At 30.7% G+C, this 26,976-nt stretch carries 37 protein-coding genes; 14 read left to right on the plus strand and 23 right to left on the minus strand.

Going from position 1 to position 26,976, the window contains the following annotated elements; all coding sequences use genetic code 11:
- Positions 1 to 2: 2 nt before the first annotated feature.
- The gene (locus AW732_RS06645) at positions 3 to 608 is read right to left on the minus strand and encodes a nitroreductase family protein (protein WP_067960330.1); all 606 of its coding nucleotides are present in this window, start codon (positions 606 to 608) and stop codon (positions 3 to 5) included.
- Between AW732_RS06645 and AW732_RS06650 the strand changes: the two genes are divergently transcribed.
- A complete protein-coding gene (locus tag AW732_RS06650; RefSeq protein ID WP_067960333.1) occupies positions 601 to 1,191 on the plus strand; it encodes a hypothetical protein in 591 nt (196 codons plus the stop codon). The genes AW732_RS06645 and AW732_RS06650 overlap by 8 nt on opposite strands.
- Positions 1,192 to 1,422: 231 nt before the next feature.
- On the opposite strand, the gene AW732_RS06655 is transcribed toward AW732_RS06650, so the two are convergent.
- Positions 1,423 to 3,147: a DEAD/DEAH box helicase gene (locus AW732_RS06655; protein ID WP_067960336.1), complete on the minus strand. Its 1,725-nt coding sequence runs from the start codon at positions 3,145 to 3,147 to the stop codon at positions 1,423 to 1,425.
- Between the two features lie 227 nt (positions 3,148 to 3,374).
- On the opposite strand from AW732_RS06655, the gene AW732_RS06660 reads away from it, so the two are divergent.
- A complete protein-coding gene (locus AW732_RS06660) occupies positions 3,375 to 4,055 on the plus strand; it encodes a PAC2 family protein (RefSeq protein WP_067960339.1) in 681 nt (226 codons plus the stop codon).
- 211 nt (positions 4,056 to 4,266) lie between these two features.
- Complete coding sequence (locus AW732_RS06665) at positions 4,267 to 4,605, plus strand: ArsC/Spx/MgsR family protein (RefSeq protein WP_067960343.1); 339 nt, start codon at positions 4,267 to 4,269, stop codon at positions 4,603 to 4,605.
- Here AW732_RS06665 and AW732_RS06670 read toward each other — a convergent pair.
- Positions 4,602 to 4,850, minus strand: a complete 249-nt coding sequence (locus AW732_RS06670) for a hypothetical protein (RefSeq protein ID WP_067960440.1) — start codon at positions 4,848 to 4,850, stop codon at positions 4,602 to 4,604. The two genes, AW732_RS06665 and AW732_RS06670, sit on opposite strands and share 4 nt — an antisense overlap.
- 714 nt (positions 4,851 to 5,564) lie before the next feature.
- Here AW732_RS06670 and AW732_RS06675 point away from each other — a divergent pair.
- Both AW732_RS06675 and AW732_RS06680 read left to right on the plus strand, forming a co-directional pair.
- Positions 5,565 to 6,617, plus strand: a complete 1,053-nt coding sequence (locus AW732_RS06675) for an ABC transporter permease (protein ID WP_067960345.1) — start codon at positions 5,565 to 5,567, stop codon at positions 6,615 to 6,617.
- Between the two features lie 5 nt (positions 6,618 to 6,622).
- Complete coding sequence (locus tag AW732_RS06680) at positions 6,623 to 7,990, plus strand: ABC transporter permease (RefSeq protein ID WP_067960348.1); 1,368 nt, start codon at positions 6,623 to 6,625, stop codon at positions 7,988 to 7,990.
- Here AW732_RS06680 and AW732_RS06685 read toward each other — a convergent pair whose 3' ends face one another.
- The 4 genes from AW732_RS06685 to AW732_RS06700 are packed head-to-tail and all read right to left on the minus strand — an operon-like array spanning position 7,991 to position 10,423.
- Entirely contained in the window at positions 7,991 to 8,302 is a 312-nt protein-coding gene (locus AW732_RS06685; RefSeq protein ID WP_067960351.1) for a hypothetical protein, read from the minus strand.
- Between the two features lie 7 nt (positions 8,303 to 8,309).
- Positions 8,310 to 8,651 (minus strand): hypothetical protein, encoded by a 342-nt coding sequence (locus AW732_RS06690; RefSeq protein WP_067960443.1) that lies wholly within the window; start codon positions 8,649 to 8,651, stop codon positions 8,310 to 8,312.
- A 38-nt stretch (positions 8,652 to 8,689) separates the two neighbouring features.
- Positions 8,690 to 9,112 carry a Mov34/MPN/PAD-1 family protein gene (locus tag AW732_RS06695; protein ID WP_067960353.1) on the minus strand — a complete coding sequence of 141 codons (423 nt, stop codon included), beginning with the start codon at positions 9,110 to 9,112 and terminating at the stop codon, positions 8,690 to 8,692.
- 30 nt (positions 9,113 to 9,142) lie between these two features.
- Positions 9,143 to 10,423: an exonuclease SbcC gene (locus AW732_RS06700; RefSeq protein WP_067960356.1), complete on the minus strand. Its 1,281-nt coding sequence runs from the start codon at positions 10,421 to 10,423 to the stop codon at positions 9,143 to 9,145.
- A gap of 76 nt (positions 10,424 to 10,499) precedes the next feature.
- On the opposite strand from AW732_RS06700, the gene AW732_RS06705 reads away from it, so the two are divergent.
- Positions 10,500 to 10,961, plus strand: a complete 462-nt coding sequence (locus AW732_RS06705; RefSeq protein WP_067960358.1) for an SRPBCC family protein — start codon at positions 10,500 to 10,502, stop codon at positions 10,959 to 10,961.
- Positions 10,962 to 11,399: 438 nt separating this feature from the next.
- Here the strand turns inward: AW732_RS06705 and AW732_RS06710 are convergent, their stop codons facing one another.
- Positions 11,400 to 12,737 carry a plastocyanin/azurin family copper-binding protein gene (locus AW732_RS06710; protein WP_067960361.1) on the minus strand — a complete coding sequence of 446 codons (1,338 nt, stop codon included), beginning with the start codon at positions 12,735 to 12,737 and terminating at the stop codon, positions 11,400 to 11,402.
- Positions 12,738 to 12,918: 181 nt separating this feature from the next.
- Positions 12,919 to 13,242 carry a hypothetical protein gene (locus AW732_RS06715; protein WP_156416081.1) on the minus strand — a complete coding sequence of 108 codons (324 nt, stop codon included), beginning with the start codon at positions 13,240 to 13,242 and terminating at the stop codon, positions 12,919 to 12,921.
- 333 nt (positions 13,243 to 13,575) lie between these two features.
- Between AW732_RS06715 and AW732_RS06720 the strand changes: the two genes are divergently transcribed.
- Positions 13,576 to 13,881, plus strand: a complete 306-nt coding sequence (locus AW732_RS06720) for a hypothetical protein (protein ID WP_067960446.1) — start codon at positions 13,576 to 13,578, stop codon at positions 13,879 to 13,881.
- A 2-nt stretch (positions 13,882 to 13,883) separates the two neighbouring features.
- Here the strand turns inward: AW732_RS06720 and AW732_RS06725 are convergent, their stop codons facing one another.
- The 9 genes from AW732_RS06725 to AW732_RS06760 all read right to left on the minus strand — a co-directional run bounded on the left by AW732_RS06725 (position 13,884) and on the right by AW732_RS06760 (position 17,852).
- Positions 13,884 to 14,105, minus strand: a complete 222-nt coding sequence (locus tag AW732_RS06725) for a hypothetical protein (protein WP_067960367.1) — start codon at positions 14,103 to 14,105, stop codon at positions 13,884 to 13,886.
- Positions 14,106 to 14,313: 208 nt separating this feature from the next.
- Positions 14,314 to 14,694 carry a hypothetical protein gene (locus AW732_RS06730; RefSeq protein ID WP_172790419.1) on the minus strand — a complete coding sequence of 127 codons (381 nt, stop codon included), beginning with the start codon at positions 14,692 to 14,694 and terminating at the stop codon, positions 14,314 to 14,316.
- Positions 14,695 to 14,757: 63 nt separating this feature from the next.
- Positions 14,758 to 14,934: a hypothetical protein gene (locus AW732_RS08795; protein ID WP_172790420.1), complete on the minus strand. Its 177-nt coding sequence runs from the start codon at positions 14,932 to 14,934 to the stop codon at positions 14,758 to 14,760.
- 41 nt (positions 14,935 to 14,975) lie between these two features.
- The gene (locus AW732_RS06735) at positions 14,976 to 15,185 is read right to left on the minus strand and encodes a hypothetical protein (protein WP_067960373.1); all 210 of its coding nucleotides are present in this window, start codon (positions 15,183 to 15,185) and stop codon (positions 14,976 to 14,978) included.
- A gap of 46 nt (positions 15,186 to 15,231) precedes the next feature.
- Positions 15,232 to 15,465: an Lrp/AsnC ligand binding domain-containing protein gene (locus AW732_RS06740; RefSeq protein WP_067960376.1), complete on the minus strand. Its 234-nt coding sequence runs from the start codon at positions 15,463 to 15,465 to the stop codon at positions 15,232 to 15,234.
- 51 nt (positions 15,466 to 15,516) lie between these two features.
- Positions 15,517 to 16,164, minus strand: coding sequence for a nitroreductase family protein (locus AW732_RS06745; RefSeq protein WP_067960379.1), 648 nt, complete (start codon positions 16,162 to 16,164; stop codon positions 15,517 to 15,519).
- 50 nt (positions 16,165 to 16,214) lie between these two features.
- Complete coding sequence (locus AW732_RS06750) at positions 16,215 to 16,397, minus strand: hypothetical protein (protein WP_067960382.1); 183 nt, start codon at positions 16,395 to 16,397, stop codon at positions 16,215 to 16,217.
- A gap of 66 nt (positions 16,398 to 16,463) precedes the next feature.
- Positions 16,464 to 17,030, minus strand: a complete 567-nt coding sequence (locus AW732_RS06755; RefSeq protein WP_067960386.1) for a hypothetical protein — start codon at positions 17,028 to 17,030, stop codon at positions 16,464 to 16,466.
- A gap of 411 nt (positions 17,031 to 17,441) precedes the next feature.
- On the minus strand, positions 17,442 to 17,852 hold the full coding sequence (locus tag AW732_RS06760; protein ID WP_067960390.1) for a CoA-binding protein: 411 nt from the start codon (positions 17,850 to 17,852) through the stop codon (positions 17,442 to 17,444).
- 95 nt (positions 17,853 to 17,947) lie between these two features.
- Between AW732_RS06760 and AW732_RS06765 the strand changes: the two genes are divergently transcribed.
- From AW732_RS06765 to AW732_RS06775, 3 genes are read left to right on the plus strand one after another with little or no spacing between them, the layout of a single operon-like run.
- The gene (locus AW732_RS06765) at positions 17,948 to 18,856 is read left to right on the plus strand and encodes an NAD(P)-dependent oxidoreductase (protein ID WP_067960392.1); all 909 of its coding nucleotides are present in this window, start codon (positions 17,948 to 17,950) and stop codon (positions 18,854 to 18,856) included.
- A gap of 44 nt (positions 18,857 to 18,900) precedes the next feature.
- Entirely contained in the window at positions 18,901 to 19,428 is a 528-nt protein-coding gene (locus AW732_RS06770; protein WP_067960394.1) for a winged helix-turn-helix transcriptional regulator, read from the plus strand.
- Between the two features lie 36 nt (positions 19,429 to 19,464).
- Complete coding sequence (locus tag AW732_RS06775) at positions 19,465 to 20,472, plus strand: biotin--[acetyl-CoA-carboxylase] ligase (protein ID WP_067960397.1); 1,008 nt, start codon at positions 19,465 to 19,467, stop codon at positions 20,470 to 20,472.
- Position 20,473: 1 nt separating this feature from the next.
- Here AW732_RS06775 and AW732_RS08580 read toward each other — a convergent pair whose 3' ends face one another.
- Positions 20,474 to 20,887, minus strand: coding sequence for a hypothetical protein (locus AW732_RS08580; RefSeq protein ID WP_156416082.1), 414 nt, complete (start codon positions 20,885 to 20,887; stop codon positions 20,474 to 20,476).
- Positions 20,888 to 21,002: 115 nt separating this feature from the next.
- On the opposite strand from AW732_RS08580, the gene AW732_RS06785 reads away from it, so the two are divergent.
- Entirely contained in the window at positions 21,003 to 22,451 is a 1,449-nt protein-coding gene (locus tag AW732_RS06785; protein WP_067960403.1) for a matrixin family metalloprotease, read from the plus strand.
- Between the two features lie 118 nt (positions 22,452 to 22,569).
- Complete coding sequence (locus tag AW732_RS06790; protein ID WP_067960406.1) at positions 22,570 to 23,484, plus strand: TFIIB-type zinc ribbon-containing protein; 915 nt, start codon at positions 22,570 to 22,572, stop codon at positions 23,482 to 23,484.
- An 11-nt stretch (positions 23,485 to 23,495) separates the two neighbouring features.
- Here AW732_RS06790 and AW732_RS06795 read toward each other — a convergent pair whose 3' ends face one another.
- Positions 23,496 to 23,906 carry a phosphoribosyltransferase gene (locus AW732_RS06795; protein WP_067960409.1) on the minus strand — a complete coding sequence of 137 codons (411 nt, stop codon included), beginning with the start codon at positions 23,904 to 23,906 and terminating at the stop codon, positions 23,496 to 23,498.
- Positions 23,907 to 24,035: 129 nt separating this feature from the next.
- Between AW732_RS06795 and AW732_RS06800 the strand changes: the two genes are divergently transcribed.
- Positions 24,036 to 24,467, plus strand: a complete 432-nt coding sequence (locus tag AW732_RS06800; protein ID WP_067960412.1) for a universal stress protein — start codon at positions 24,036 to 24,038, stop codon at positions 24,465 to 24,467.
- Between the two features lie 6 nt (positions 24,468 to 24,473).
- On the opposite strand, the gene msrA is transcribed toward AW732_RS06800, so the two are convergent.
- The 3 genes from msrA to AW732_RS06815 are packed head-to-tail and all read right to left on the minus strand — an operon-like array spanning position 24,474 to position 26,261.
- The gene (gene msrA, locus AW732_RS06805; protein WP_067960415.1) at positions 24,474 to 24,926 is read right to left on the minus strand and encodes a peptide-methionine (S)-S-oxide reductase MsrA; all 453 of its coding nucleotides are present in this window, start codon (positions 24,924 to 24,926) and stop codon (positions 24,474 to 24,476) included.
- A 52-nt stretch (positions 24,927 to 24,978) separates the two neighbouring features.
- Complete coding sequence (locus tag AW732_RS06810; protein WP_067960417.1) at positions 24,979 to 25,359, minus strand: DUF6659 family protein; 381 nt, start codon at positions 25,357 to 25,359, stop codon at positions 24,979 to 24,981.
- Between the two features lie 56 nt (positions 25,360 to 25,415).
- Positions 25,416 to 26,261 carry a class I SAM-dependent methyltransferase gene (locus AW732_RS06815; RefSeq protein WP_253805590.1) on the minus strand — a complete coding sequence of 282 codons (846 nt, stop codon included), beginning with the start codon at positions 26,259 to 26,261 and terminating at the stop codon, positions 25,416 to 25,418.
- Positions 26,262 to 26,372: 111 nt separating this feature from the next.
- Here AW732_RS06815 and AW732_RS06820 point away from each other — a divergent pair, with 111 nt between their 5' ends.
- Positions 26,373 to 26,852 (plus strand): RDD family protein, encoded by a 480-nt coding sequence (locus tag AW732_RS06820; protein ID WP_067960419.1) that lies wholly within the window; start codon positions 26,373 to 26,375, stop codon positions 26,850 to 26,852.
- The last annotated feature ends 124 nt before the right edge of the window (positions 26,853 to 26,976 follow it).

Genomic DNA, 26,976 nt, shown 5'->3' on the forward strand with positions numbered 1-26,976 from the left:
AATTAATTGAATTTATTTTTAAAAACTACTTCATCCAATCTTAACTGACCGCCACGTTCTTTTGCAGGTTCAAGGGATTTTCCAACAACAATCATTAAAACAATCAAGTGGTCATCAGGAAGTTCAATAATTTTTGCCATTTCATCATAATCAAATCCAACCATTGGACAGGAATCAAGACCCATTTGTCTTGCAGCAAGCATTATTGTTTGGCCTGCAAATCCACAAGAACGAATTGCTTCATCACGTCTATTTTGAGGACTCTCAGAATATTTTTTTTCCAAAGAGGCTTTAACTAACTCTTGTTTTTCAGTAGGATGATTCTTCCAATATCTCAACGGATCATCTTTCCAGGCATTCATGTTTCCACATAACAAGATGACCAAAGAGCCATCAACAGGTTGTGCCTGATTTCTAGCAGCTACGCTAATTTTTTCCTTAATTGACTGGTCTGTAACAGTAACAAATCGCCAATTTTGTTGATTATAACTAGTTGGGGAGAGCAAGGCTAGTTTCATCAAAGAATCAACCTCCTCAGATGTCATTTTATGAGAAGGATCAAATTTCTTAATTGCACGTCTAGTTGAAATTGCTTCAAAAGTGTCCATATACGGATTAAATTCAATTATCAATTTAATTGATTCTAAATTTACAAAAAATGATCGAGTATATTACAAGATAACCTTTGTTTCATATATTCAAATTAAAAAAAAAGTTATGGGAATTCAAGACTTGAGTAAATTATTTGAAATTCATAGAGAGATAAAAAAAATAGATACAGAAAATAAATTTAATTTTGTGATCGATACAGACACAAAAGAAGGAAAGACAAGAATTGTTATCGATGAGTTTGGAACATGGAAAAAAACCCCATGTTTAACAGAACAACAAGCAACAGAATTTAGAAAAAAAGGATTTAGACAGTTCGTTCCAGATCTGATTGATTTTAAAAATAAATTGATTATCGAATATCAAGAAGAATGTAAAGGTAGAGAAGGAATTCTAAGAAGACGAGGAAAAATTAACAAAAAAGGACATGACGAGTTTAGTGATGAAGACAAAGATATCTTCTACGAATTAGCAAAGTTTAGTCAATTAAAAATTTGGGAAAATACAGATGTAGAAGAACAAAAGAAAGAGATGAAAGAATTTTTAGAAATCTTTTCAACTAAAAATAATTTTAAAAATTAAAAGTTAAAAAAATACAATTATGGTAGTGGTTCATGCCCACGTTTGTAGCCACTCCACTTCCTATATTCATAATCAGTTAATGGAGATTCACATCCACATTTACAAAATGTTTTCATAATCTTAATTGGAAACAATATCTATTTTTAGATTTTCTTTACCTCAGGTTAGCTAATTGTCAACAACATTTCAATTTTTTGGGATTAAAATGATCGGGTTTTAAAAAATCAATAACTATTTTGACTGTATTTTATTTTGAATTTGGGCCAAAATTAGAGCAGCTTTGTCTTTATTCTCATAGGTATCCACAGTTTCATCCATAATAGCATCAATTTCATAACTTTTGTCCACTAAAATACTGGCAACGTGATCATCTAAAGTTCCATTACCAATCAAATAATATGCAAAAACAGTATTTTTTTGACCAATTCTATGAAGTCTATCTTCTGCTTGTCTGTGGATTGCAGGACTCCAATCAAGTTCTGCAAAAATAACATATTTTGCCCGAGTTAAATTGATACCAACGTTACCAGCACGAATACCAGCAATCATTAATTTAGATTCACCCTTTTGGAATTTGTCAATTTGATCCTGTCTTGTTGCATCAGATTGTCCACCAATAATTGAAACCGGAGAAAATTCTTGCAAACTGTCATGAAGTAATTTGTGAATAACCTTATGATGACAAAATACAACTACACTTTCTTCAATTTCCATGATGTTTTTAACAAAATTAATTACATGAGGAAGTTTTGCAACCCCTGCAATTTGACGTTCACTTTGAATTGCTCTATGATAAGAGGCAGATTTTGAAAATTCTGTTTGAGCGTCCTTTTGTTCTTCTTCTAATTTTTTCCAAATCTTGTCTAACTCTTCAAGATAGTAATCAGTATCAGATGCAATTACTTCTTTGTATCTTACTTTGTCCTTTAATTCTTTTAAAACATCTGCTTTTTTTCTTCTAAGCATTACATGTTTTTGTAATTCATTTCTTAATGATGCACGTTTATTTTCTAAAACAATTGCTTTTCCTTTATCATTAACATAACAAAAGTATTCACAAAATTCTTTAAAACTTCCCAACAATCCTGGTTTTAAAATATCAATGATTGGCCAAATTTCTGAACCACGATTATAAATTGGAGTTCCAGACAATCCAATTCGGTATTGAACAGTAGACAAAGCAGCAAGTTTTTTGACAGCTTTGTATTTTTGAGTAGTTTTTGACCTCAAATTATGAACCTCATCACAGACAATAGTTCGAATTCCTACTTGTTCTAAATCACCAGAACGTTTGAGCAATAATTCATAATTAATAATGTAAATATCACTTTTAGGAAGTTCCTTAGATTTACCAGTTCGAATCAATGTCACACTAGGTGAATTAGATTCAAGAATCCTACCGTTTCGACTTTTTTTCTTAAGAAATTTTTCAACTTCACGTTCCCAGTTGTTCAATGTTACCAAAGGGGCAACTATCAATACAGGAAAAGTTTGTTTTTCAGTAGAAACATAAGATAAAGTTTGAACGGTTTTACCAAGACCCATTTCATCAGCTAGTAGTGCATTTCCAGAAGATTTTAACAAAAAATCCAAACCTTCTTTTTGAAAATTCATTAGTTTGCCTCTAAATTGGTCCCCAGGTTTTGCACGTTTGAGTTTGTGTTTAATTGGAGGCAATTTAGGTTTTGGAGCATATGTTTTTACGATTTTTCTTTGCCATACAGTTTTAGATAATAATTCTAATGGGAATCGATCCATCAATAATTTTAGTTGTTTGATACTATCAGTAGAATCTTCAATGATTACCTCATTTTCATTTTCACCATACCAAGCTTTTGAAGACAAGCCAGAAATTTTTTCAATAGCCAATTGACCAGTGATCTTCCAGCACCATAATTTTGAGTACTTGTCTTGAACGTATTCTAACGTACCATAGTTTTCCAGCGATGTGGTCATAATTTGTAGCTAGAAATTTTTTTTGTCTTATGAATCTTCAGGTTTCAAAAAAAATTTTGAAAAAAAATAAAAAATCAAGAAGAGTTAAAATATAACATTAATTGCAGGTTATGGAATAAAATAAAAAATATCTGTAGGCTCAAATTTCTTAAAAATTTATAATAATGTGTATTAAAAATTTGAAAAACCAACATACGTTTAAAATTAAATGAAAATAATCATCAAATGTGGAATTTATTCAAACAAAAGATCCAAGTATCAAAAAACCCATCATCATAGCTGCCATGCAAGATATGGGAAATGTGGGAAGCATAGTAATCAATTTCATAAATCAATCACTAAAAACAGAGTCATTTCGAACTGCAAAAGTTTCGTTTCCAACATATGTAATAGATAATGGCGGAAGCATTGATCTTCCAAACGAGAGTTGGGATTACAAATACACCGATGACCTGATAATATTTGGAGGAGGAAAAGGTCAACCTCAAAACAATAACGAATTGAATTTACTTTGTCAAGATGTGATAGATGTTGCAAAAAAGTATTCTGCAAAATTCATTTACACGTTAGGAGGGTTTCACACAAACAGAATTTTAAAAAACGAACCCAAAACATACGTCACTACAACAAATACAGAACTTAGAAAACAAATGGAAAAATTAGATTTGGATTTGACTCCTCAAAAGTCATTAATTTCAGGATTTAATGGATTAATTCTTGGATTTGCAAAAAAACATGACATTCAGGGAATTGGGATGTATGGAGAGTTAAACCAACCAGAAATCCCACAATATAGAGCAGCTATTAGCATTATCAAAACAATTGAAAAGTTGACATTTAGAAAATTAGGAAATACTGAAGAACTAGATATGCTAGCCAAGGAAATAGATCAGAAATTTCGAAATTAATGAGAGCTTCCTACTTTATGAGGAGCAGTATTCTCATCGTGACAGTCACAACTACACATATGAGTCTGGTGATTGTTCATGCAATCAATGCATTCAAAGTGTTTTCTACCCTCACATGCAGCACAAATCATAGTTAATCATTACCAATAGATGAATTTGAATATTTCTTCAATTAAAGAGTTTTTAAGGCATATTTTAAAAATAAAAACAATTGAAAATTTATCACAAAACATCCTGCATTACATGCAAGAAAACAATTAATGAATTCCAACGAATGAAGGTAGATGTGGAGTCTAGAGATTTCTTCAAGGATCCATTTACAGAAGCAGAATTAAAAAAAATTATAAAAATGACAGGGAAAAAACCAACAGAATTACTTCGTAAAAGAGACAAGACATACAAAGAAATGAAATTGGATCAAAACAAAAAAACAGATTCAGAAATAATCAAACTAATGGTTAAAAATCCAGGATTGATTTTGCGTCCAATTATTATTTCAAAAAATAAAGCACTGGTAGGAAAAGTAGATCCTAAAGAAATTAAAAATTAATCAGAATTTTCTTTTTTAAAAATTCTAATTGCTTCTAAATGAGAACAATTAGCTTTTTGTCCATTCCCATGATGAAATTTATAGTAATTTTTGAAACCAAAACATTCACAAGTATCAGAGGTTACAAAATATGATTTGTTAGGGTCTGAAGAGGACCTGATTTGAAACAAATCATCTTCAATTTTAGATACACAGTCATCATCAACGAGTTTTTTTGCTTTTTTGATAGTATTAGGACTGCTCACATCATACTGAAAATCCAATAATGAATTAATTTCTTACCATTAGATTTTAAAAATTTTAATTATTTTTCAATACTACAAAAATGGTTTTTGGTTTGCTTTTGGTTTTATGGCCTTTTTTGGCTTTTAGATACATTTGTTAGCTAACCGATTTTGGCTTTTAGGTGGTTTTGAAAAGTGACGTGTGATTTTTATCCAAATTAGGCACAAATTTGCTTTGGTTTGGTACCATGTCTAGTTTTGATTTAAGGTGGTTTTAAGATGGTTTTTAGCTAAAATTACGCCTTTTTTGTATCGTGCCTGTGCCAAAATAGCCCAAAAGCACGTGGTTTGTAGTTGGTTTTTGTGGTTTTTTGACACATTTAGATCATTATGAGATTTCCACAATTGCAACTTTGTTGGTTTGAAGTTTTTGTAAATGTAAGAAAACTCAGAGAATGTGACAAAATAGAACATGCCCCCAATCAACACATATCATGTAACACCAAATACATCCAACAAAACAAAAAATGCTATTGAAAATAACACCAGTACAGATAAAATAATTTTCAAATACATAAGATTTGATCCAGTTTTTTCCAACATGTAAAATTATTTAAAAAATCAGACAATTCTAGGCACAAATATTTCAAAATCACGCCTAAAATAGAATGTAACGAAAAGATGACAATTTCTAATAATATTATAAGCTATTTCTATCAAAAATCACTATTGAGTATGAAACGATATATCGCCAAACGTGCAGCTACAATGTTTGGAGTTTTACTAATTACATTACTAATCACAATAATGCTTGTTGGCTCAAACATGGATACCATACTCAAACAAGGAGTTGTTTTTCAAGTCAGGTCAGAAATTACTGAAAATCCCGAAATAGCTCAAAGTTTTTCATCGGTGCAAGAATTCGAAGAATACATTCAAGATAGAACTGATGAACGGATCAAAACTTTAGGTTTGGATGAACCGTGGTATTCTCCACAAAGAATCGGATTGACAATGTACAAAATAATTTTATTAGATTTTGGACAGGCAACTTTTCTTACTAGTGATGTTGGCTCATCAGATGTAAAAGATATTATTTTTGAAAAACTTCCAAGGACAATCTTACTATTCACTACAGCTACAATTTTAATTTCAATTATAGGAATTTTTGTTGGAGCACTGTCAGCAAGTAAGATTGGCTCTACAGTAGATAGAATAACATCAAGTTTTGCAATAATTAGTTCTAGTTTTCCGGTTTGGTGGATTGGAATGTTAATGATATTTTTGTTTGCATTTACGTATCAAATTTTTCCAGCAAGGGCAACACCAGATATTCTACCATCAGACCCAGAGTACATTGGTTCATTGTTGTATCATATGACTTTACCATTAATTACAATTGTAATGATAGGTTTTGGTTCATGGGCATATCTTGTAAGAAATTTCATGGTAGGAATAATGCAAGAAGATTTCATTACAGCAAAAAAAGCAATTGGAATCAAACAAAGTAAAATCACATACACACATGCACTAAAAAATGCAGCACCACCAATTGTTACAATTTTAGCACTCAGTCTATCAGGTTCATTGGGAGGGGCCATAATTACAGAAGCCGTATTTGATTGGCCAGGCATGGGCAGACTATACTTTGAAGCCATCACAGTCATGGATTTGCCAGTAATTATTGGAGCAACATACATCCTTACAGTATTTTTCCTAGTCAGCATATTCATTGCAGATTTACTTTATGGATATTTTGATCCCAGAATTAGGACAAACACGGAGTAATCAAAATGAGCAGCATTTCACCTCAAGATATCAAAAAAGAATTTTTCAAAAGCAAGATGGGAATTGCAGGAATTATTATTCTTACAATTCTAATTTCAACATCACTAGTTACAATTACAACTATTCCTGTTGAGACATTTCAAGAATGGAACAATCCTGGAAGTTGGATGGAATATCCAAAGGCAGCAACTCCAGTTTGGGTGAATTTATTTTTAATAGAAAAAATTCCTGAACATAAAATTCTAACACAACCAAAAGTTGAGGATTTTTCAAATAATGAGATAAATCTATCAGCGTATCAATTCAGTTTTAATTTTGAATATGATCAATTCCCAAATGATTTCATTTATTCATATTCAGCAAAATATTCAGATTCACCGCTATTAGAAATGAGTGTCATACGTCCTGACGGAATAAAGTTAAAATTAATTTCATCAGCATTGCCATATTCAAGTACAGATACAATTCATGAGGATAAAATATTTTCAACAGATGCAATGTTAAAAAAAGAATTAGTTTTACAAAATGACAAATTTGATTTTAATATTGAAAAATTATCTGCAGAAAAAATTGTTTTTTCAAAAGCTGAGACAAATGAACCACTCAAAGGAAATTATGCATTTGTAATTGAAATGTTTGAAATTGGTAAAAAAAGCGAAATCATTGAATCAGATTTAATCATTGGTGGAAAAGCTTTTGGAATTATGGGAACTGATGAATTAAGACGCGATTTAGCTATAGGGCTGTTGTGGGGAACACCCCTAGCATTGTTCATAGGACTTGTGGTATCTATTGCATCAGTAATTATGGGATTGATTTACGGAGTTTATTCCGGATTTAAGGGTAAAAAAACAGACGAGGCATTAATGAGATTCAACGATGTCATCTATGCACTGCCAGCATTGCCATTTTTGATTATTCTTTCAGTAACAATCAGCAACAGTATTTTTGTCATGATTGGATTTTTAATGATTTTTGGATGGGTAGGTATAGCCAAGGTTTCAAGAAGCATGTCACTTCAAATCAAAACAAGAGGTTACGTAGAAGCAGCTGCAATGATGGGTCAAAAGGATTCAAAAATGATATTCAAACATATCCTACCACAATTGTTGCCATATGCATTTGCAAGTGTTGCAATTTCAGTTCCTGCAGCAATTACTACAGAAGCAGGATTGAGTTTTCTAGGTTTAGGGGATCCTTCATTTCCTACATGGGGTCAAATTTTACACGATGCAAATACATTTGGTGCAGCAGCTAGAGGGTTATGGTGGTGGATAGTCCCACCAGGAGTAATGATTGCCATTACAGGATTGGCATTTGTCTTTATAGGAAATGCTTTAGATTCAATAATTAATCCAAAATTAAAAAGATGATTAGAAACTATAACTTCGAATAATTTCTAATGCAGAATCATTTAATTTTATTGTGTAAGTTAAGGAATTAGGATCATCTTTAGTTTCAGATAAAACTTCAGTGAACTTAGTTTTTTCTTCCTCTGTAGCGCCAGCTTCATGAGCGCATAGATTGAATGCTTTGAGATTCAAATTGTTGGACAACAAATATGAGATGAACTTTTTGTAATCCTCAGGATTTGACCAAGGTTTGTTTTTTTCAGAACATGCAGCAATCCAAACATCAACAGAGTTATGAAAAATTACTTTTTTACGAATTTCATCTAAGGACAATTTTCATCTAAAAATCTGCTCGTTGCATTTTTGAACCGCAACGTGGACATGATCCACCTTTGTGCTTATTGTTGCAAACAAGACAAACATAACGAACACTACCAGAATCGCCTTGACCTCCAGAACCAAAGAAACCGCCACCAGCTCCACTAGATCTGCCACCATAATTTCCCATTTGGCCCATTTGTCGTCTACGCATATACATTGGAAGTAAAATGAAAATTGCCATAACTAATCCAATACTGATAAACCAAGGAACACCAAGATATCCCAAGACAATTTGCAAACCAATACTGAAAACTAGTGAAGCACCTAGAAAAATATAATATTTTTTTAATTGAGGATTCAAACCACTCAAATTTCCCCTAAAATGGTTATAAAGCTTTGTCAGTTTTTATCAGTTTCAGGCTCATCATTGATAGATAATGGAATGGTATTGCCGCCACTATCCCATGCAAAAATTGAATCATCGTCATATGGAGATTGGATGATTAAAGAAACTAGACCAAAGAAATTATTCAGATCAGTTACAGAAGGTTCAGCTGAGCCAGAGGGATGAGAATGAACAATTCCAATATAGCTATTATCAAAAGGTAAGAAAGAGTGTGGAAATCCTGCAAAAGTAGGGCCAGTGAAATTAAAAGGAGGAATAGCTAGTCCATCTATTTTGATTTGACCATTTTTGGATTTTCCTTTTAAAATTAAGATTCCCTCATTAGGATGTTTCATTTTACAAAATGTAATAATACTGTCTAGGACGCTTTTATCAAGAAGTACTTTACGTTCAAATTTTTTATTTTTAAAAAACATAAGAATCGTGAGAGTACTTGGTAAATAAATTTAAGATTTAGATATGGTGTATCGGGTAGATGAGAATATTTGCAATTTATTCTCAATATCAGATATTAGAGCAGGAATTTGTGATTCCATTTCATCTATTTCTGACAAAATTGTTTTAGATTTATCATTTGCATCATTTTCAAAGTCATTAGTTTTTGTAAGTTCATTTTCAGTAGAAGTTAGATTTTCAGGCTTCAAATTTTCTACTTCCTGCTGCATGGAATCAAAGACAGTAGAATATTCAGACACTTTTTTGATAAAGCCATCTAAAGACTCTTCAGTTTCAGTTAATTGAGTTAGAGTCTTTTGAGTATCTTTAACTGAAATTGAGCCAGAAGAAACAGCCTTTCGGATGTTTTCCAAGATAAGAATAACTGAATCTAAGTTTTCAGGAACAAGAGCATCAAGAGGGTTATCGACTAAAGCAGAAAGAACACGATTTTGATCCTTATCTAATGAAGAGGCATAAGCATATCTGCCAAGAGGTCTAGAAATTTTTGTGAATTGAGAATCTATTTCAGATTTAATTTTAGATTTTTGTTTAATAAAGTCATTTAATTTATTTTGTAAGTCAACATATTTTTTATAATTTTCAGAAGAATGGATTTCATCCATTAAATTTTGCAAAGATGTTTTTTTGTCTTGTAAAGATTTTAAATTTTCTTGAATCTCAGTGTTTCTTTTTGTCTTATCAACACGCTCTTGTTTAAGAGAATTAATTTTGAGGATCATTTCATCAATTTCATCAAAACTAGACTGAGTCGAATCAAAATGCTTTAGAAGTTTTGAAATATTTTCAGAATTCTCATTCATAATTTTCAAATTATTAGTTAATTGGTTGGCATATTTTTTTGCAAAAATATGAATTACTCTGGTCTGTCGTCCTAAGACATCACCTACTTTTTTCAATAATTGAGTCAAAAAATAATCTAGTTTTTTTGCTTCATCCATTGTTGAAACTTGAATCAAAGTTTTAACATCTTTTTTCAAAATATCAATTACTTGTTTTTTTCCTCTTACTACAATTATTGCCAAGTGTTTATCGATATCATCAATATTTAGATCATCTTTTTCTAAAACAATGCCAATTTTCATAAGATCATCAATTAATGGAGCGGTTTCATTTCTCAGATTTTTTATCTCTGAAAGAGTTTGAGATTCTCTTAATTTTCGTAAATCATTGATAATTTTAGGAACTTCAGAAAGGTCAATTTCTTGGTTAGCAGGCTTACGTTCAACAGGTTCTTTTACTTGCTTTTTTTTACCCCATCCAAAGACCATTTGATAAGATTATGCTGGAGGGATTAAAAATGATTCTTACACATATCTTAAAATCTAATAAAAACTCCATACAGATATGGTAAAAAGCCTTCAAAAATCATTTCATACAGGAACAGTCAAAAAAACAATCAAAATTAAAGCATCAAAAGACAAAGTTTGGAGAAAAATTAGCAATATCGTAGGATTACCTTCATGGCTAGTGGATGTTACAAAAACAGAGTATCTATCTCAAAAGAAAAAAGGAGTAGGAGCAATCAGACTAATTACATTTGGAGACGGAAATGAAATTGAAGAGCACATTGTTGCATGGGAAAAAGGAGAGTATTTCACATATGTTGCAACAGAAGGTTTGCCGTTAAGGGCATATGTAGCTACAATTTCAATTAAAAAGAAAACTAAAACATTGACTGAATTAACATGGCAATCATATCTAAACAGTCAAAAAATGTCTGAAAAACAATTTCTAGAATTCCTAGTCTTTATGGGTTCATTCTATGAAGCATCTTTAGAAAATTTGAAAAATTTGTTAGAAAAATAATACTAGCCATATGAACTGTTTTGGTTAATTATGATGTAGTTCTAGGAGTAAATTGATGTAACACAATAACCAACCCATCTTTAACTAAATTACAACAAGTAAATCATGTTTGTTCCATGTACTTTATGCAAAAAGATCATGCCATTTAATGAAAGAAGAATTAGAAATCAAAGAGATTACCATAGAAGATGTGTTTGGCATGTTGCTCACTTGGTAACTATGGAACACTTCTTTTGAGACGCGAAAGATAATACCTCTATCCAAACAATGATTTAAAGAAATTCAACATACCATCAAACCAAAATTTTGGTTGTGGTAAGACTATTTTGTCAGTTTTGGCAGTATGTGGGCGGGACATTAGAACTCCATTAGTTGATTGTTTTTGTTATCAAAGTAATCAATCATAATTATAAAAAATAAAAAGAAAAGGGGTTAACCTTATTCTACAGTAATACTACCTATCATCCAAGGATGTAATTGACAATAGTAATCATATTCGCCAGGTGTTTCAAAAGTATGCATAAATGATGCACCACCGGCCATAAAGTCACTATCAAATCCATTTCCTCCTGGATAGTTTTCTCCTATTTGGTCAGAATCTGGCCAACCAGAAGTTACTGTGTGTGGAATAGATCCATCAGAATTTATCCATGTTATGGTATCTCCAGCATGTACAGTCAAATGTGTTGGATAGTAACACATTTCATTTTCTTCACAACCTGGAACTCCTGCACCTGCCGGCATGTCCACAGTATTTGGAGGCAATTCTTTCATTGAAATTTCTCCATCAACTGATTGAAGAGCAGCCATTTCAGCTTCTATTTCTTCAATTTCTTTGTGAATTTCATGTAGTACATGTTCTACTGAATCGTTTCCTGATTCATAGATGTTGATTTGAATTCCAACATTTTCAATCAAATCAGATGTGATGTATAGGGAAGTTAAACCCTCATAGGTATCAATTACACCTATGATAGTTTTATCTGCTGTCATCTTACCTAATTCGAATTTGTGTAGGTATTCATCTAATGCTCCGATGAATTCAGGATTAACATTTTGTGGTTCAGCTGACAAGTGAATTGCTTCAACTGCATCTGATCCTGATAGTTTACCAGAATCAATCAATGCAATTTTCTCATCTACTGCTTCAATCAAATCAGATGTGATGTACAAATCAACAAAACCATTGTGTACTTCCTTGATTCCTTCTAGTGCTTCATTAGCTGAGATTTTATCCAACTCGAATTTGTGGATAACTTCATCTAATGCACCTTGGTACTCAGGATTAACATTTTGTGGTTCAGCTGACAAGTGAATTGCTTCAATTGTATCAGATGTATTCAATACACCACTGTTGTGAAGTGAGATTTTTTCTCCAACATCTTCAATTATTTCCGTTGTAATTCTTGCATTTACATATGATTTGTGTACTTCCTTGATTCCCTCTAGTGCTTCATTAGCTGAGATTTTATCCAACTCGAATTTGTGGATAAACACATCTAGTTGTTCGGGAAATTCTTCATCAGCATTATGTGATGAAGGAATTACACTTTTCATGTGATGACTTTTTGAATCACTGACATGATGAACTTGTGAAGATATTCCTCTGTATTCATTGTACCAATTTTTCTGATATGCTTCTTTTCCACCTGGATAATCTGCACAAAACATCAATCCACAGATATCTGTTGCATCAGCTTGTTGTACAATACTTCCTGCTGATACACCAATAACTGTAATTGCGGTCATGACAATTATCAGATTTCTTGTTAACATGCCCCTTCCATTTACTGTTGTTACTTAATACATTCATTGATTTTGTTGCGATGTTTTTGTTATTTGTTTTATAAAATTAGAATGACATTTCATTTTTCATTTTTCCCAAACCCTTAGTGATAGTATCAACACTATTGAAGATTGAACCTATCTTATCGATTTGTTAGAACGTCTAGAAGCCTTATACATTCTTCAAACCCTCAGTTAATTCTTCATAGAACTTGTGTCCTGACATATCTAAAACTTCAACAGTATATCCATTCCATTTTACTTGGTCAATTAATGGAGATTCAGTATAAAGAATTGTATCAACAAAATATCTTCCTTGCAATTGTGATTTGGTAACAGCTTCAGAATGTTCAAAATCCCCAATGAAGAATATGACATCATTACACCATAACAAAGGATTAGAACCCATTGCATTGATTCTAGCTAATCGATTAATATCTAGTTTGAAGATGTGATTGGCACTACATTCTTGAATTTCTGTTTCTATTAGTTTCATTCCATCACTTTCCTGAAAGTTCTTTTCATCTCTCTTATTGCAAGATGTAAATCCCAATGGCTAGTTCCATGGACTAAAGTTAGATGTCTATCAAAGTTCATAGTTCCTCTAAGTGTTTCATTGCACTTTTCTGTGAAGATGCAGAATTAGAGTTTGTTAAAATATCCACTAACCAATCTTCTTTTGTTGTGTATTCTTTTTTCAACGAAGGTATTTTTTCCATGAGCATAAAAAAGGAAGATGATAATTTACCAAGATAGGTCAAACAATACCAGTTATTTTTTAGGTTAAAATCTAAATACTGTGAATCATTGAAAAAAAATTATGAGTGACATGCGATTCATAATTTTAGGATCTGTATTGATTTTTGTTGGAGTAATTGTATTGGGGGCTTTTGGTCATGAATACCAAGCTGCAACAATAGAGTCAAATGAATTTGGAACGTGTTACGAATACTTTGACGACAAACCTCCACAAAAAATCAACTGTTCATTTAAGATAATGGATCAAACAGTATTCTTTGGATTAGTATTAGCATTCATAGTGGCTGGAATAATTTCATTGATTAAAGGAATTAGAGGAGACTGGGATAGTAAAATTAAGCCAGAAGATGTAGTTGGTCCAGGTAAAGAAGAATAATCCTAAACTTTAGAATTACGAGAATTAAAGATCAAATCAGAATCACCATCAATTTTTTTTTGTGATTCATATTTCATCTTGGATTCAATCATTTTTTTTCGAGTGTCATACATAATTTTATCATCTACAGTAAGCACATCATAGTGATTTTCACCCAGATGATGAAAATGAGATAAAATTAAATCATCATTATCAAAAATTTTATCACAATAATTGCATTTCATTTTACATCTAAATCAAAAAAGTAGAATTTATGTTATCATATTTTTGTAAGAATTCACCATCAGAGTTTATCAGCACAGAAAGAGATTCAGCTCATCTGGATTGACAGAATTGCAATCTTCTAATCTCAGAAGACTTACTCCTCATGTGGCAATTTCTTTCAATTATTATCGCAAAATTTACATTTAAGCACAACAAGTAATAAAAAAATCAAGACGGAGATTCAAGAAGAGTTTTCATAGAAAATACAAGTTTGTTGATTTTTTCAACTCTGTCATCAAATTGAAAATCAGTAAGCTGTGGAGGTTTAGTTAAAACAATCACTACTTCAGAAAAATCACCATTTGGAATAATACGCATCGGAATATGCCACGATGATTCCTCATCAATATAGTGATGATCAATAATTCCCAAGGATCTATTGGAATTAAACTTGAGTTTAGATTTTCCATATGGACCAATAAAGGACCACCAACCATTGGCATTAATTTTTGCATCAGGAATTATTTTTGGAAATAAATCTATAATTGCATCAAATGTATCGCCTGCAATTTTATTAACATGCATGGAAACAGTTCTAGTTCTTATCACAATAAAAAAGTCAGATATTCATTAAAAAGAGTATAGTAGCAATCATACTAATCAAAAATTTTTTTAACCATTAAGAAATTCTTTTATTTTTTTTAAATTTTCAACATTGGATTCATGAAACATGATCATCGATTCAGATAAGGAATTAGGCAAAACCGTTTTTAAATTATTTACTAATTCATCGCCACTTTCAATCATAGTATCAATTAGATTATCAATTTCATTTTTATCTCCAGTCATGGTTTCCTATGAAATTTATCATAATTAAGGATTAAAAATCATCAATCTTTTAATTTCTTAAATTCTAGACATTTTTCATTAAATTCATTCAAATACGTTTTAGTATTAATTTGAGAATCCATGATGTATAATTCACATGTTTCGGGATCAATTAGAGGTTTAGAATTATCATTTGTGGCAAATTGCAGTAAAAGAATTCCCACTAAAACTAGAATCAAGATAATTGGTAATTTTGTTGAAGAAATATCCATAGTACATCATAATCAAATTCAAACTTAAGCATAATGAATTATGGATTTAATTGTCTTTTTTGATCAAAGTTGCAGTAGAGCGCACTTTATCCAATTTTTGTATATTCCAAGAAACAATTTCTCTGATTTTCTCAAAATTTTCACCTTGTAACTTTACCATCATATCATGGGTTCCAATTGTTTCAAAAACATCAGTAACTTGTTCGATCTCTTTTAATGCTTCAATAATTTTTTCTTCTGCTCCAAGTTCACAATTTAACATTACATATGCATCAGTCATGTAAATAAGAAATGTGTTTGATTATTTAAATCAGAAGAATGTTTGATAGGGTTACCAGACTACGTGTACCAAGTCTTTTAGGTTTCTCCTAGGTTTAGGGAATTTTGTCTGTTTTGGATATCCTATACATAAAACTGAAGAGGGAACAAGGTCAGTTCCAATCACATCCATTACTTTTTGCTCATCAAACATTCCAATCCATATAGAACTCAGTCCCAATGCTTGTGCTGCAAGTTGAGAATATCCTGCAGCAAGTGTAGCATCTTGAATTGCAAATTTCTTCAATATGTATTCAGGAAAATCCAATTTTACCCTAGAGGGATTTTTGCAAAATACTAAAACCACAGGAGAGTCAACATAAGGTTGTTTATTGCATGCATCAACTAGAAGTTTTTTCTTTTCAGGGTTTTTTACATAAAAAATTTCAAATCCCTGATAATTACCTGCAGTAGGGGCAGTATCAGCAGCAGCAATTATTTTATCAATTTTCACGGTTTCAACTGGTTTGTCAGAGAATTTTCTAGTTGAACGTCTCTTTTTCATTACTGCAAACAAATCAGTGTCAACTACTGCAGGTTCAGAACGCAATACAAAATCCAATAGTTGATTTGGCAGACCAGGATCAAAATCATCAGGAGTGGTTTGAGGAACATATTCCTCAGGTGTGGCAAAATCATCGTCAGGGTGAAAGTCCCTCATTAACAGAACGTATAATTTAATGATATTAAAGAATAGTCAAACATTCAACGTTATTCTGAATCAAATTTATCACAACCAGAAGTACAGGGTTTATTCATTACTCCTTCACATTGTCCAAATTCATTATGCATAATTCTGTGATGTCCACAAATTTTACATTTTTTTCTAAAATAAGTAATTAATTCAGCAGTTGTGATTCCAGAGTTTTCAATTTTTGATTCAATTGTATTCATTGTAAAAAAACTAACATAATGCAGTTATTTTAAAGATATGACAAAAATTAGATACAAGTTATACAACTACCAAAAAGAACGAATTCTTTTTACAGTTCTATATCTTTCACTTACTACAAATCCAGACATTAGACCCAAAATAGAACCAAATATCACATGCATAAATGCACCATACCACAATACATGAGTATTGTTTATCAAAACATGTTTCAATGCAGATATTTCTTCAGACAAAAAATCATCAGGTTCACTTGAGAAAATATTTGCTTCAACTGCAGGAATTAAAACTCCAGTATGTAACGGTACAAACACTAAACCAAAGACAATAGCACCAGTTACAGCACCAGTTAAAATTCCTTTAGTAGGAGTAATAATTCTAAATGTTCTCCATTTATCAGAAACTAAATTATAGATAATCCCAATTATTGCAGCACCACAAAAACCAATGAAAATAGCTAAAACAGGATCAACACCGAATGCATGTTCCAATGTTTTAAAGAATACACCATTTTGAAGACCTAATTGTTGATCAATAGACATCAATGATGCAAATAATGCAACACATGCAACTAGCCCTACAGTAATTCCTACTTTGATTGTATCCTTAGAATTAGATACATATTCAGAACTCATACTAAATTTGCAAAATTACCCATTTATTAATTTAATAGACTATTATCAAGATCTCTTATCAGCCATCCAAAACATTAGAATATTTTTAATTTTCTTCAAAGTCTGACTAATTTCTTTTAAAGCCTACTCAATATCAACAATTCCACCCATAGACAAGATTTTTCTAAGATTGTATGACCAATTTCAGAGCAATTATACAACAAATTCCAATAAGGATGATGTTTTACAGCAGTATTAGATAATTCAGTTATGTCATTAAGACCGTTTTAAGCACGTGTCAAAGAAGTGATTTTTGTACCAAATATTTTGATTAGATCATATTCAAGATCTTGTTCAATTTTCAATCCTAGATCAATCTCATCTTTTTTACCAAATTCATTAAATCACGATGAAAAGCATCAAAAGTGATCATCACAATAATCTCCTATGTTCAGCCAACATACACCTGTTAAAAACAACAAGTATTCCAGCATTTCGAGCTAATTCTTCAGATTCAAAATCATGAATTCCTTCTTGTAGCCAAATTACTTTAGGTTTTTTCTCAATACATTCATGAATAATAGTAGAAACTTGTTCAGAGGGTCTAAAGACGTCAATAATATCAACAGGACCTTCAATTTCAGAAACTGAATTATAACAAGAGATATCTAAAATTTTCTCAGCATTAGGATTTACAGGGGTAATATCATAACCATTATCAAGTAAATATTTTGGAACATAATGTGCAGCTTTTGATGAATGTTTTGACATTCCAATTACAGCAACTGTTCTTAGTGATAAAATATCAATAATTTGTTGGTCAGTAAAAGAATCTCGATTCACAATATATCATCAATTAAACATCATATAATTTTTAAATTATGGCACCAGGTAAAGAAATTCAAACATAATAAAAGGTAAAAAGAAGTGAGAAGAGTATGGCAAAATCAGTATTAGTTACAGGGGCAACTGGGTTCATTGGTTCAAGATTAGTAGAGGCGTTAATCAATAAAGAGTATGATGTAACCAGTTTAATTCGTGAAGGAAAAAAAGGAAATTCAAAATCAAATATTATTTATGGCGATTTAACTGATGAAAAAATAGATTTCAAAGATTTAAAATTTGATTGCATCTTTCATTTGGCATCACATACACCTTTGGAAAAAAATGAAAAAATTTTAGAAAAAGTGAATTTGGAAGGAACAAAAAAATTATTTGAAGAAATTAAAAACATAACAAATTCAATTATCTATATTTCAGGATTAGGAGTTTATGGAGAAACAGGTGATAAAATAATTAATGAAGAGCAAAAATACAATCCAAATACAAATTTTGTCAAAATCAGATTAGATGCAGAAAAATATCTAAGAGATAATTCATTAAAAAATAACATAGATTTTGCAGTTGTTCATTTTGGAGATGTGTACGGTCCAGGCGGATGGTTTAATGATATGTTAGTGAAAAGATTACAAAAAAATACGTTTAGAATGCCAGCTGGAGGAGATTACTATAAAGGATTTGTTCATGTCGATGATGCAGTAGGCAGCATGATTGCAGTTTTAGAGCAAAAATCATTTGGAGAGTCATTCATAGTAGCAGATTCACAGCCAGTAACATTCAAAGAATTTTCAAATTTCACAGCAGACCAGATAGGGGCAAAACAGCCTGGAAGCGTACCAACATTTTTGGCTAAAGCAGTTTTAGGCGGAGATTTGATCAAACTATTAACAACATCAATGAAAGTGTCAAATGAGAAAATTTCTAAAATTTATCAATTCAAATATCCAGATTATAAAAATGGAATCATACAAGCAATATCAGAACTTAAAGAAAGTAACAAGATCTAATTCAAATCAGAGAGTATTTTAATTATAAAAAATATACAAAATTCATGGATACAGAACCAAAAGATGTAATTGTATTAGGATCAATTAGAAGAGGTAAAAAGAAATTTTCAAACATTCAAAACGAAACAAGAATCAGCCCTGAGGAATTAAATTCCATATTAGAGCAATTAGAAAATAACGGATTCATAAGAGTTGAGGAAAAAAAAGGATGGTTTGGTAAAAAAATTGAATTGAAAATTACCGATAAGGGTTCAGAGGATCTTGATAAAAAAATTGTAGAAATACAAAACAAGTGGAAAGAAATGCAATCAATTTACGAAAGCGGAGACAAACAAAAACTCCAGCAGAAAATGGAAGAAAATAAGTCATTTTTACCAACTATGATGTTTTTTGGGGTAATGGATATGATGATGTTTTCAATGATGTTTAGTATGATGGGAATTGGAATGTCAAATTTTGTAGCACCAGAAAACATGCCAGCAGAAAGTATGGATGATGGAGGTATGGATGATGGAGGTATGGATGATGGAGGTATGGATGATGGAGGATTTGATTTTGATATCGGATTCTAAAACATGTGTTGTTACTAAAATGAAAAAAAATGAACGATGATTTATAATTCATTTGAAGATACAGGATTATCGAGAGTTTTAAAATTTTTAAAAGCACATGATACAGAATATCTTTCAGGTCAAGATTTAAGCGATGTTTTACATATTAGCAGAGTTGCAGTATGGAAACATATCAAAAAAATTCAAGCATTAGGATACACAGTTGAATCAAAACAAAAAGAAGGCTACAAGCTAACTAAAAAATCAGATTTGTTATTGCCGTGGGAAGTGATTTCAGAATTAGGAACAAAAACATTTGGTCAACAGGCGTATTATTATGATTCAGTAGAATCAACACAAAATGAAGCATTAAAGATTGCAAACAAATCAAATGATGAAGGAATTATAGTTATTGCAGAAAAACAAACAGGAGGAAAAGGAAGATCAGGTCGAAAATGGATTTCTCCAAAAGGAGGGATTTGGTTTTCCATAATCTTACATCCAAAATTTGATATTTCAAACATCACATTATTTCCAATTGCATCATCATTGGCATTATCAATTGCCATTGAAAAAACATGTAAAATATCAACTGAATTAAAATGGCCAAATGATTTAACAATTAAAGGAAAAAAACTTGCAGGAATGCTAGTGGATGCATCATTTGAATCAAATAAAATAGAAAATTTAGTTTTAGGAGTCGGAATAAATTTTAAAATAAACAGTAAAGAAATTGAAAAAGTTTTAAAAAAGACACCAAATTTCTACGGAGTTGCAAGTTTAAGCGAACAAAAAAATAAAATTGAATCAATAAAATTAATCCAATCATTTCTGTTAGAATTAGAAAATATTTATGAAGAACTAAACAACAATCAAACTAAAAAAATTATTTCCAAATGGACAGAGAGATCATCAACAATTGGAAAGAAAATAGAAGTCGATACACATCAGGGAAAAGTCAAAGGAGAGGCAGTAAAAATAGATGAAGACGGAGGATTAATTGTCAAAGATAAAGAAAAAAATAAAAAAATTTTTGCCGGCGACATCATACATTTAACAAAATAGATTATTTTTTGGATTTAGGTTTGGATTTAGGTTTGGATTTAGGTTTGGATTTAGGTTTGGATTTAGGTTTGGATTTAGGTTTGGATTTAGGTTTGGATTTAGGTTTGGATTTAGGTTTTGTTGAGGAAATTAAAGACGATTGTTCTTGTAAAATAGTTTTTAATTCATTTTGTATTTCAAACAAAGAAGTCAACATCAATTCCATAGATTTAGTATAAGCAGAATAAACAGTAAGAAGTTCTGTCTTTTTTTGATCTGTATTTACAAGAAATTCATTTTTACGCAGTAAATTTGAAGAATCAATTAGTTCAGGCATAGATTCTGGAGAATCAATAGATTCATTCAACTCACGTTCAATTTGGTCAATTTTTTGTTTAAATCGATACAAATTATCAGTAATTTGAACTTCAGTCAACATAAAAGAACAGAATAGGAATGAATTAAAGATTTTCGTGAATTTTTTAAAAAAAATTGTTATCCAAGTGGGCAAAAATAACAAAGTATAGAAATAAACAAAAAAACAAGAAATAATGAAAAAACTATCAAAAATATTATTTTTTTCTTTAATAGCTATAGCATTTGTTTCGTATTCTGAAGACAGTGTTATTTTTGCTCAAGAACAAACACGTGAACAGACACAAAAACAATTAACGATATTATTTAATGAAGCAACAGAACTTTTTCAAAATGGAAATTATAATCAAGCAAATGTAATTTATGATCAAATTTTAGAAACAAGTCCTAACAATATTTCAACATTAAACATGAAAGGTATTGGATATAGCAATATGGAACAGCATACAAAATCACTAAAACAATTTTACAAAGTTTTAGAAAATGACCCTAACAATGTTAAAGCCCTATTAGGAATGGGCATAGGTTTTGGAAATCTTGGAGAGTATTCTGAATCATTAAAATATGTAGAGATGGCCGATGAGATAAATCCAGATAGTACGGTTATTCAAAATTATAAAGATGTTATTGAAAATACTTTAGAAAAATATCCTTACACACCTACTGAAAAACCCACAAATACCATGAAACAGACTATGGGCAAAATTCCAGAATGGGTAAAAGATATTGCAAATTGGTGGTCAATTGGCAATATATCAGATAAAAAATTTACCGACAGTATGGAGTATATGATTAAAAACAAAATTATGATAGTGCCAGAGAATAAAAAATTTGAAAATACTAATGAATTAAAAATGATTTCATTTGTTAGAAATAATTTTAGCCAATGGAGTCAAAATGAAATCCCTGAGGAAGAATTTTATAAAAATATGAATTGGTTAATAGAAAACAAATTCATCAAAATAAATTTTGAAAAAACAGTAGAAGAGATAGAATATGAAAGTTATTTGTTTGATAGATATTTACAAAAAATTTTAAAAAATAAAGGTTCAGAAGTCAGATACATTGAATATCCAAATCCAAGTCAAGATGTAATTAAAAAATTTCTCAGAGATGTGGAAAAATGGAATTTTGAAGCAGAAGTTGAAAATTCATCAAATAGTTTTCCAAGTCCAACATATGAAATAATCGATGAAACCTACATCATAAAATACAAAATATACATCAATGAACAACCTCAAGGTTTACCTTTAGATCACACTAGTACTTTACAAGACAGTTTTGATTATTGGGAGAAAGTTGAATTAAAGACAAATAATCAAAATGCACGAATCATTTTTGAAATTACTCCCACAAAAGCAGATGCAAATGTATGGGTCACATGGATAGTAAGAAACATCGGAGAGGGAGTACTAGGACATGCTCATTTAGGTAAAGGCGTAGTAGAAGTTGCTCTTGGAGATTACAACTGTGACGGTAGTTTTCAATTATATGATGTCAAAAGTGTAGAGACAATTATGAGACATGAATTAGGCCACTCCATAGGACTACCACATACAAATGATCAAGAAAACATCATGTATCCATCTATGACACCATCTTATGCATATTGCATTCTAAGTTAAAGTAAATATTCAGAGTTGTTCTAGGAAATTAGAATAAAGTTAGCTTAACTTACATACAATTAACCGTAAGAAAATTCGTAAAATCATTAATAACTAATTTTGAAAAATCATTTCAAATATGTTAAAAAACACATTTTCAATGGGACCAAAATGCCCAGCTTGCACAAACACCAAAATTGTCACAGATCAAGATACAGGAGAATTGTTTTGCGCCAATTGTGGATTAGTAATTACAGACAAAGTAACAGATACGAGTGCTGAATGGAGATCATTTTCAAAAGACGGAGGAGTAGATCCAACAAGAACTGGTGCACCAACATCATTGACAATGCATGACAGAGGACTGTCAACAATAATTGGGGCAGTGAACAAAGATGCATCTGGAAAACCATTATCAACTTCAATGAAGAGTTCAATTGAACGTCTTAGAACATGGGACAGTAGAAGTCAAGCACATTCATCTGCAGAAAGAAATCTCAGACAGGCACTAAATGAAATGAGTAAATTAAAAGATAAACTAGCATTAACAGATACCGTAATTGAAAAAGCTGCATACATTTACAGAAAAGCACTAGAAAAAAAATTAGTTAGAGGCAGATCAATTCAAGGATTAGTTGCAGCATGTCTATATGCAGCATGTAGAAATACAGAAACTCCAAGAACATTACAAGATATAGCAGATGGAATGAACATTAGAAGAAAAGATATTGCACGTTGTTACAGATTAATCTTTAGAGAATTGGAGTTAAAGATGCCAGTAATAGATCCAATAAAAGGAGTATCAAGAATTGCCAGTGTTGTAAAACTAAGTGAAAAAACTAAAAGAAAAGCAACAGAAATACTCAATCAAGCAAAAGAAACAGGATTGGTTGCAGGAAAAGACCCAACGGGAATTGCAGCAGCATCACTATATTTAGCATGTATCAGTACAGGGGAAATAAAATCTCAAAAAGAAATATCAGAAGCATCAGGAATTACAGAAGTTACTATAAGAAATAGATGCGTAGGTTTGAGAAAAATGCTAAAAAAATAAAACAAGAGAAATTATTTCAAAGTTTTTTCAAATTCAAATTTATCCCAAGGAAAAACAACATAGGAATCATCAAATGTTTGTTGACCATAAATTAATTGTTCAGGAAGAGTCATACCACGTCTTACAAATAAAGTAGCAAATGTGATTTCTGAAGAATTAGAAACTTTGGAAATAATATCAGAGTAGGTTTTTCCAGTATCAAAAATATCATCTACAAATAAAGAATCTGAAGAAATAGTTTTTTGATCTACAAATATTTTTTCAATACCAAGTGAATCAGCTAATAATCTAGAAGGAATTAATCCACCTCTACTGATAGTAGATATACTAGAAAAATTCTTTGAGAGTTTGGAAATTTTTTTTGAAACGATTTGAACAGTATTTTCAATATCATTCCAGTTTACATATTGTGAATTAACCATAAAATTTATGGAAATGTACAGAAAAATAAATCATAAGGAAATTAGATAATTTTGGAACGAATAGAAAATTCAAAAATTAGGAATAAATGCAATAGTATTGTATTTTAATATCAAAAATAAGGGAATTTTGTGATTAAAAAGAAAATTTCTAAAATTTTTGTTCCATTAGATGGATCAAAAAATTCAGAAAGAGGCCTAGAAACAGCAATAACGTTAGCTAGAAATTGTGGCGCAACAATTACAGGATTTTATTCAATAAATGCACAGCCACATTCAGAATTCAGAGCCAGTCCATCAGTTGAGAAATCATTACATAAAGAGGTAAAAAAAATCATGGAAAAGGCAAAGGCACGAGCAGCACAAAACGGAATTGTGTTTAAAGACAAAATAGCACTTGGAGAGATAGGATATAACATCATCAAAGCAACTCATGGAAAAACAAAATACGATATGATTGTGATGGGTTCCAGAGGCAGAAGCAAAACAAAAGAAATATTCTTTGGTAGTGTTTCTAACTATGTTATACACACATCAAAGATTCCAGTTCTAATTGTAAAATAATTTTTTTTAAAATCCCTGTTTTTTAAAATATTTTTGATGGTATTCTTCTGCTTTGTAGAATTTTGGAGCAGGAACAATTTCAGTAACTATCGGATCACCAAATACTTTGGAATCATCTAGAGTGTTTTTAGATTTTTCAGCAATTTCCTTTTGTGTTTCATCATGATAAAAAATTGCAGAACGATACTGATGTCCAACATCAGGGCCTTGGCGATTTAATGTTGTAGGATTATGATTTTTCCAAAATACATCCAATAATTCTTCATAAGAAATTTCAGCGGGGTTAAATTCAACTTCAACTGCTTCAGCATGTCCAGTTTTATCAGTACAAACTTCTTCATAAGTTGGATCAGGTAACTGTCCACCAATGTATCCAACTGCAGTGGATGTAACTCCCTTTGTTTTACCAAGTAAATCCTCAACATGCCAAAAACAGCCTGCACCAAAAGTTGCTTTCAATTCATTACTAATTACAAATTACCAAATTAAAAGGATATCATTAATTAAAAAATTAATTTACATCAGTGAAAATTTCTACAACTTTTTTTGCCAAATTTTCAATGTTTGCAGTTGGTTCAGCAGAAATCAACAATAGAATTTGAGTGATAGGAAATGGAAAACTAACCAAAACTGCCTTGTCACGTCTTGCTGCCAGATAGTTGATAGGGCCCAAACTTTCATCATATTCTTTTCGAATTGATGCTTTGGAAACAAATTCTAAAAATGATTGAAGTCTTGTTTCGTCTCCTTCATGAGGTACCAATCCATCCTTAAATCCACCTGCAACTAATTGGCCATCTTTATCAACAATTCCAGCAAATCGAATTTCAGATTCGCCTAAAAGTTGTGTGCATTTCTCACCATATAGTTGAAATTGAGTTGAATCAGCCACTAGATAAAATTGAGTAAACTCAAGATAAAAACTATACTAATGAAAAAGATTTTTCGTTAAGATACATCGTCCAAGATACATTTCAATAAAACATAATCTATGATTTTTTCTTCTGATGCTTTTTTCATTTTTAACAGTGATTTGTAAAGAATTTTTTCCATATATGCAGGATAGTGTTGAAGAATTTTATTTCTCAATGACGTTCTATTTTGTACATAATAGTCTGCTAATGGATCATAGACATTTGTTCCAATCAATGTTTCATCAATTATTTTAAATCCATTAGATGAGATCAGATTTTTCAAATAATCCAACCCATAATGTTCTGATGACCAAGTAAATTTCAACAAACCCAGTCTACTGAGTGAAGAATTTTTCAACGTAATTGGAACAGCCATTACTAAAAATCCAGATTTTGTCAATACTCGTTTAGATTCAGAAATAAAATCATCTAAAGGTTTGAAATGCTGTGCAGACTCTAATGCTAAAACACGATCTACAGAATTATTTGCAAAAGGCAATTTAGTAGATGTTGAGTTTAAAAATTCAATATTTTTTTCATGTTTCAAAAATTTTAATTGTTGAAAATTGATATTTACATCATACAAATTTAGATCAGGATAAGAATCTCGCCACAATTTTGAAGGAGCAGACAAACCACTTCCAACATCAATTACGTTTTTTGCAGCAGATAGTTCAGATAAATTTCCAAAAACATCACATAAATTTTCCTGGGCAGAAATAGGGTCAGAATGATTAGCAGACCAATAACCAAAATTTAGCATACTTCCACCCGTAGCTATTTGCATTACAGGAGACAAAGTGTTGTAAAGATTAACAACATCTTTTTCATTTTTACGAAATGTCCATAAAAATACATCAATGGGATTAATAGATATCAAAAATTATTTCATTTTAAATTATAATTAGTACTATTAATGCCTAATCGAATTTAAAAAATAAAATAAATTAAAAAATTAACCTATTTTACTAGGTAATTAAAAGAAAAAATAGTGAACAGTTCAAATAATTTTGATTCATCAAAAATTATTCTTGCAAAATGGAAAGACAGATTTTTTGCATGGGTGATAGATTTTGTAATTATTTCATTGATATCAACATCAATTGTCTTCATATCATTTCAATACCTAAATCAAAATTTTGAAGAATTTATTACAAATGACGGCATGTATGTTCCAACAAGTGTTTTATTTTTTTCATACTGGATTATTTTGGAATATAAAACAGGTCAAACGTTAGGAAAAAAAATATTCAATTTAAAAATCACAAACATTGATGGAAATAAACCAGATTTGATATCAATAGTTATCAGTAGTTTTGGAAAATCATTTATTCTTCCACTAGACATCATACTTGGATTAATTTTTACAAATGAAAAAAGACAAAGAATTTTCAACAAACTTGGCAGAACAATCATAATTAAAATTAAAGAATCAAGTGAAGATTCAGATATCAAATATATCAAAGATTAAAATTTTAAAATGAAATCAATGATGCATAGCTTACGCTATGTATGATTTAAAATGAAATCAATGATGCATAGCTTACGCTATGTATGATTTAAAATGAAATCAATGATGCATAGCTTACGCTATG

The sequence above is a fragment of the Nitrosopumilus sp. Nsub genome (assembly GCF_001541925.1).
Taxonomy (GTDB): domain Archaea; phylum Thermoproteota; class Nitrososphaeria; order Nitrososphaerales; family Nitrosopumilaceae; genus Nitrosopumilus.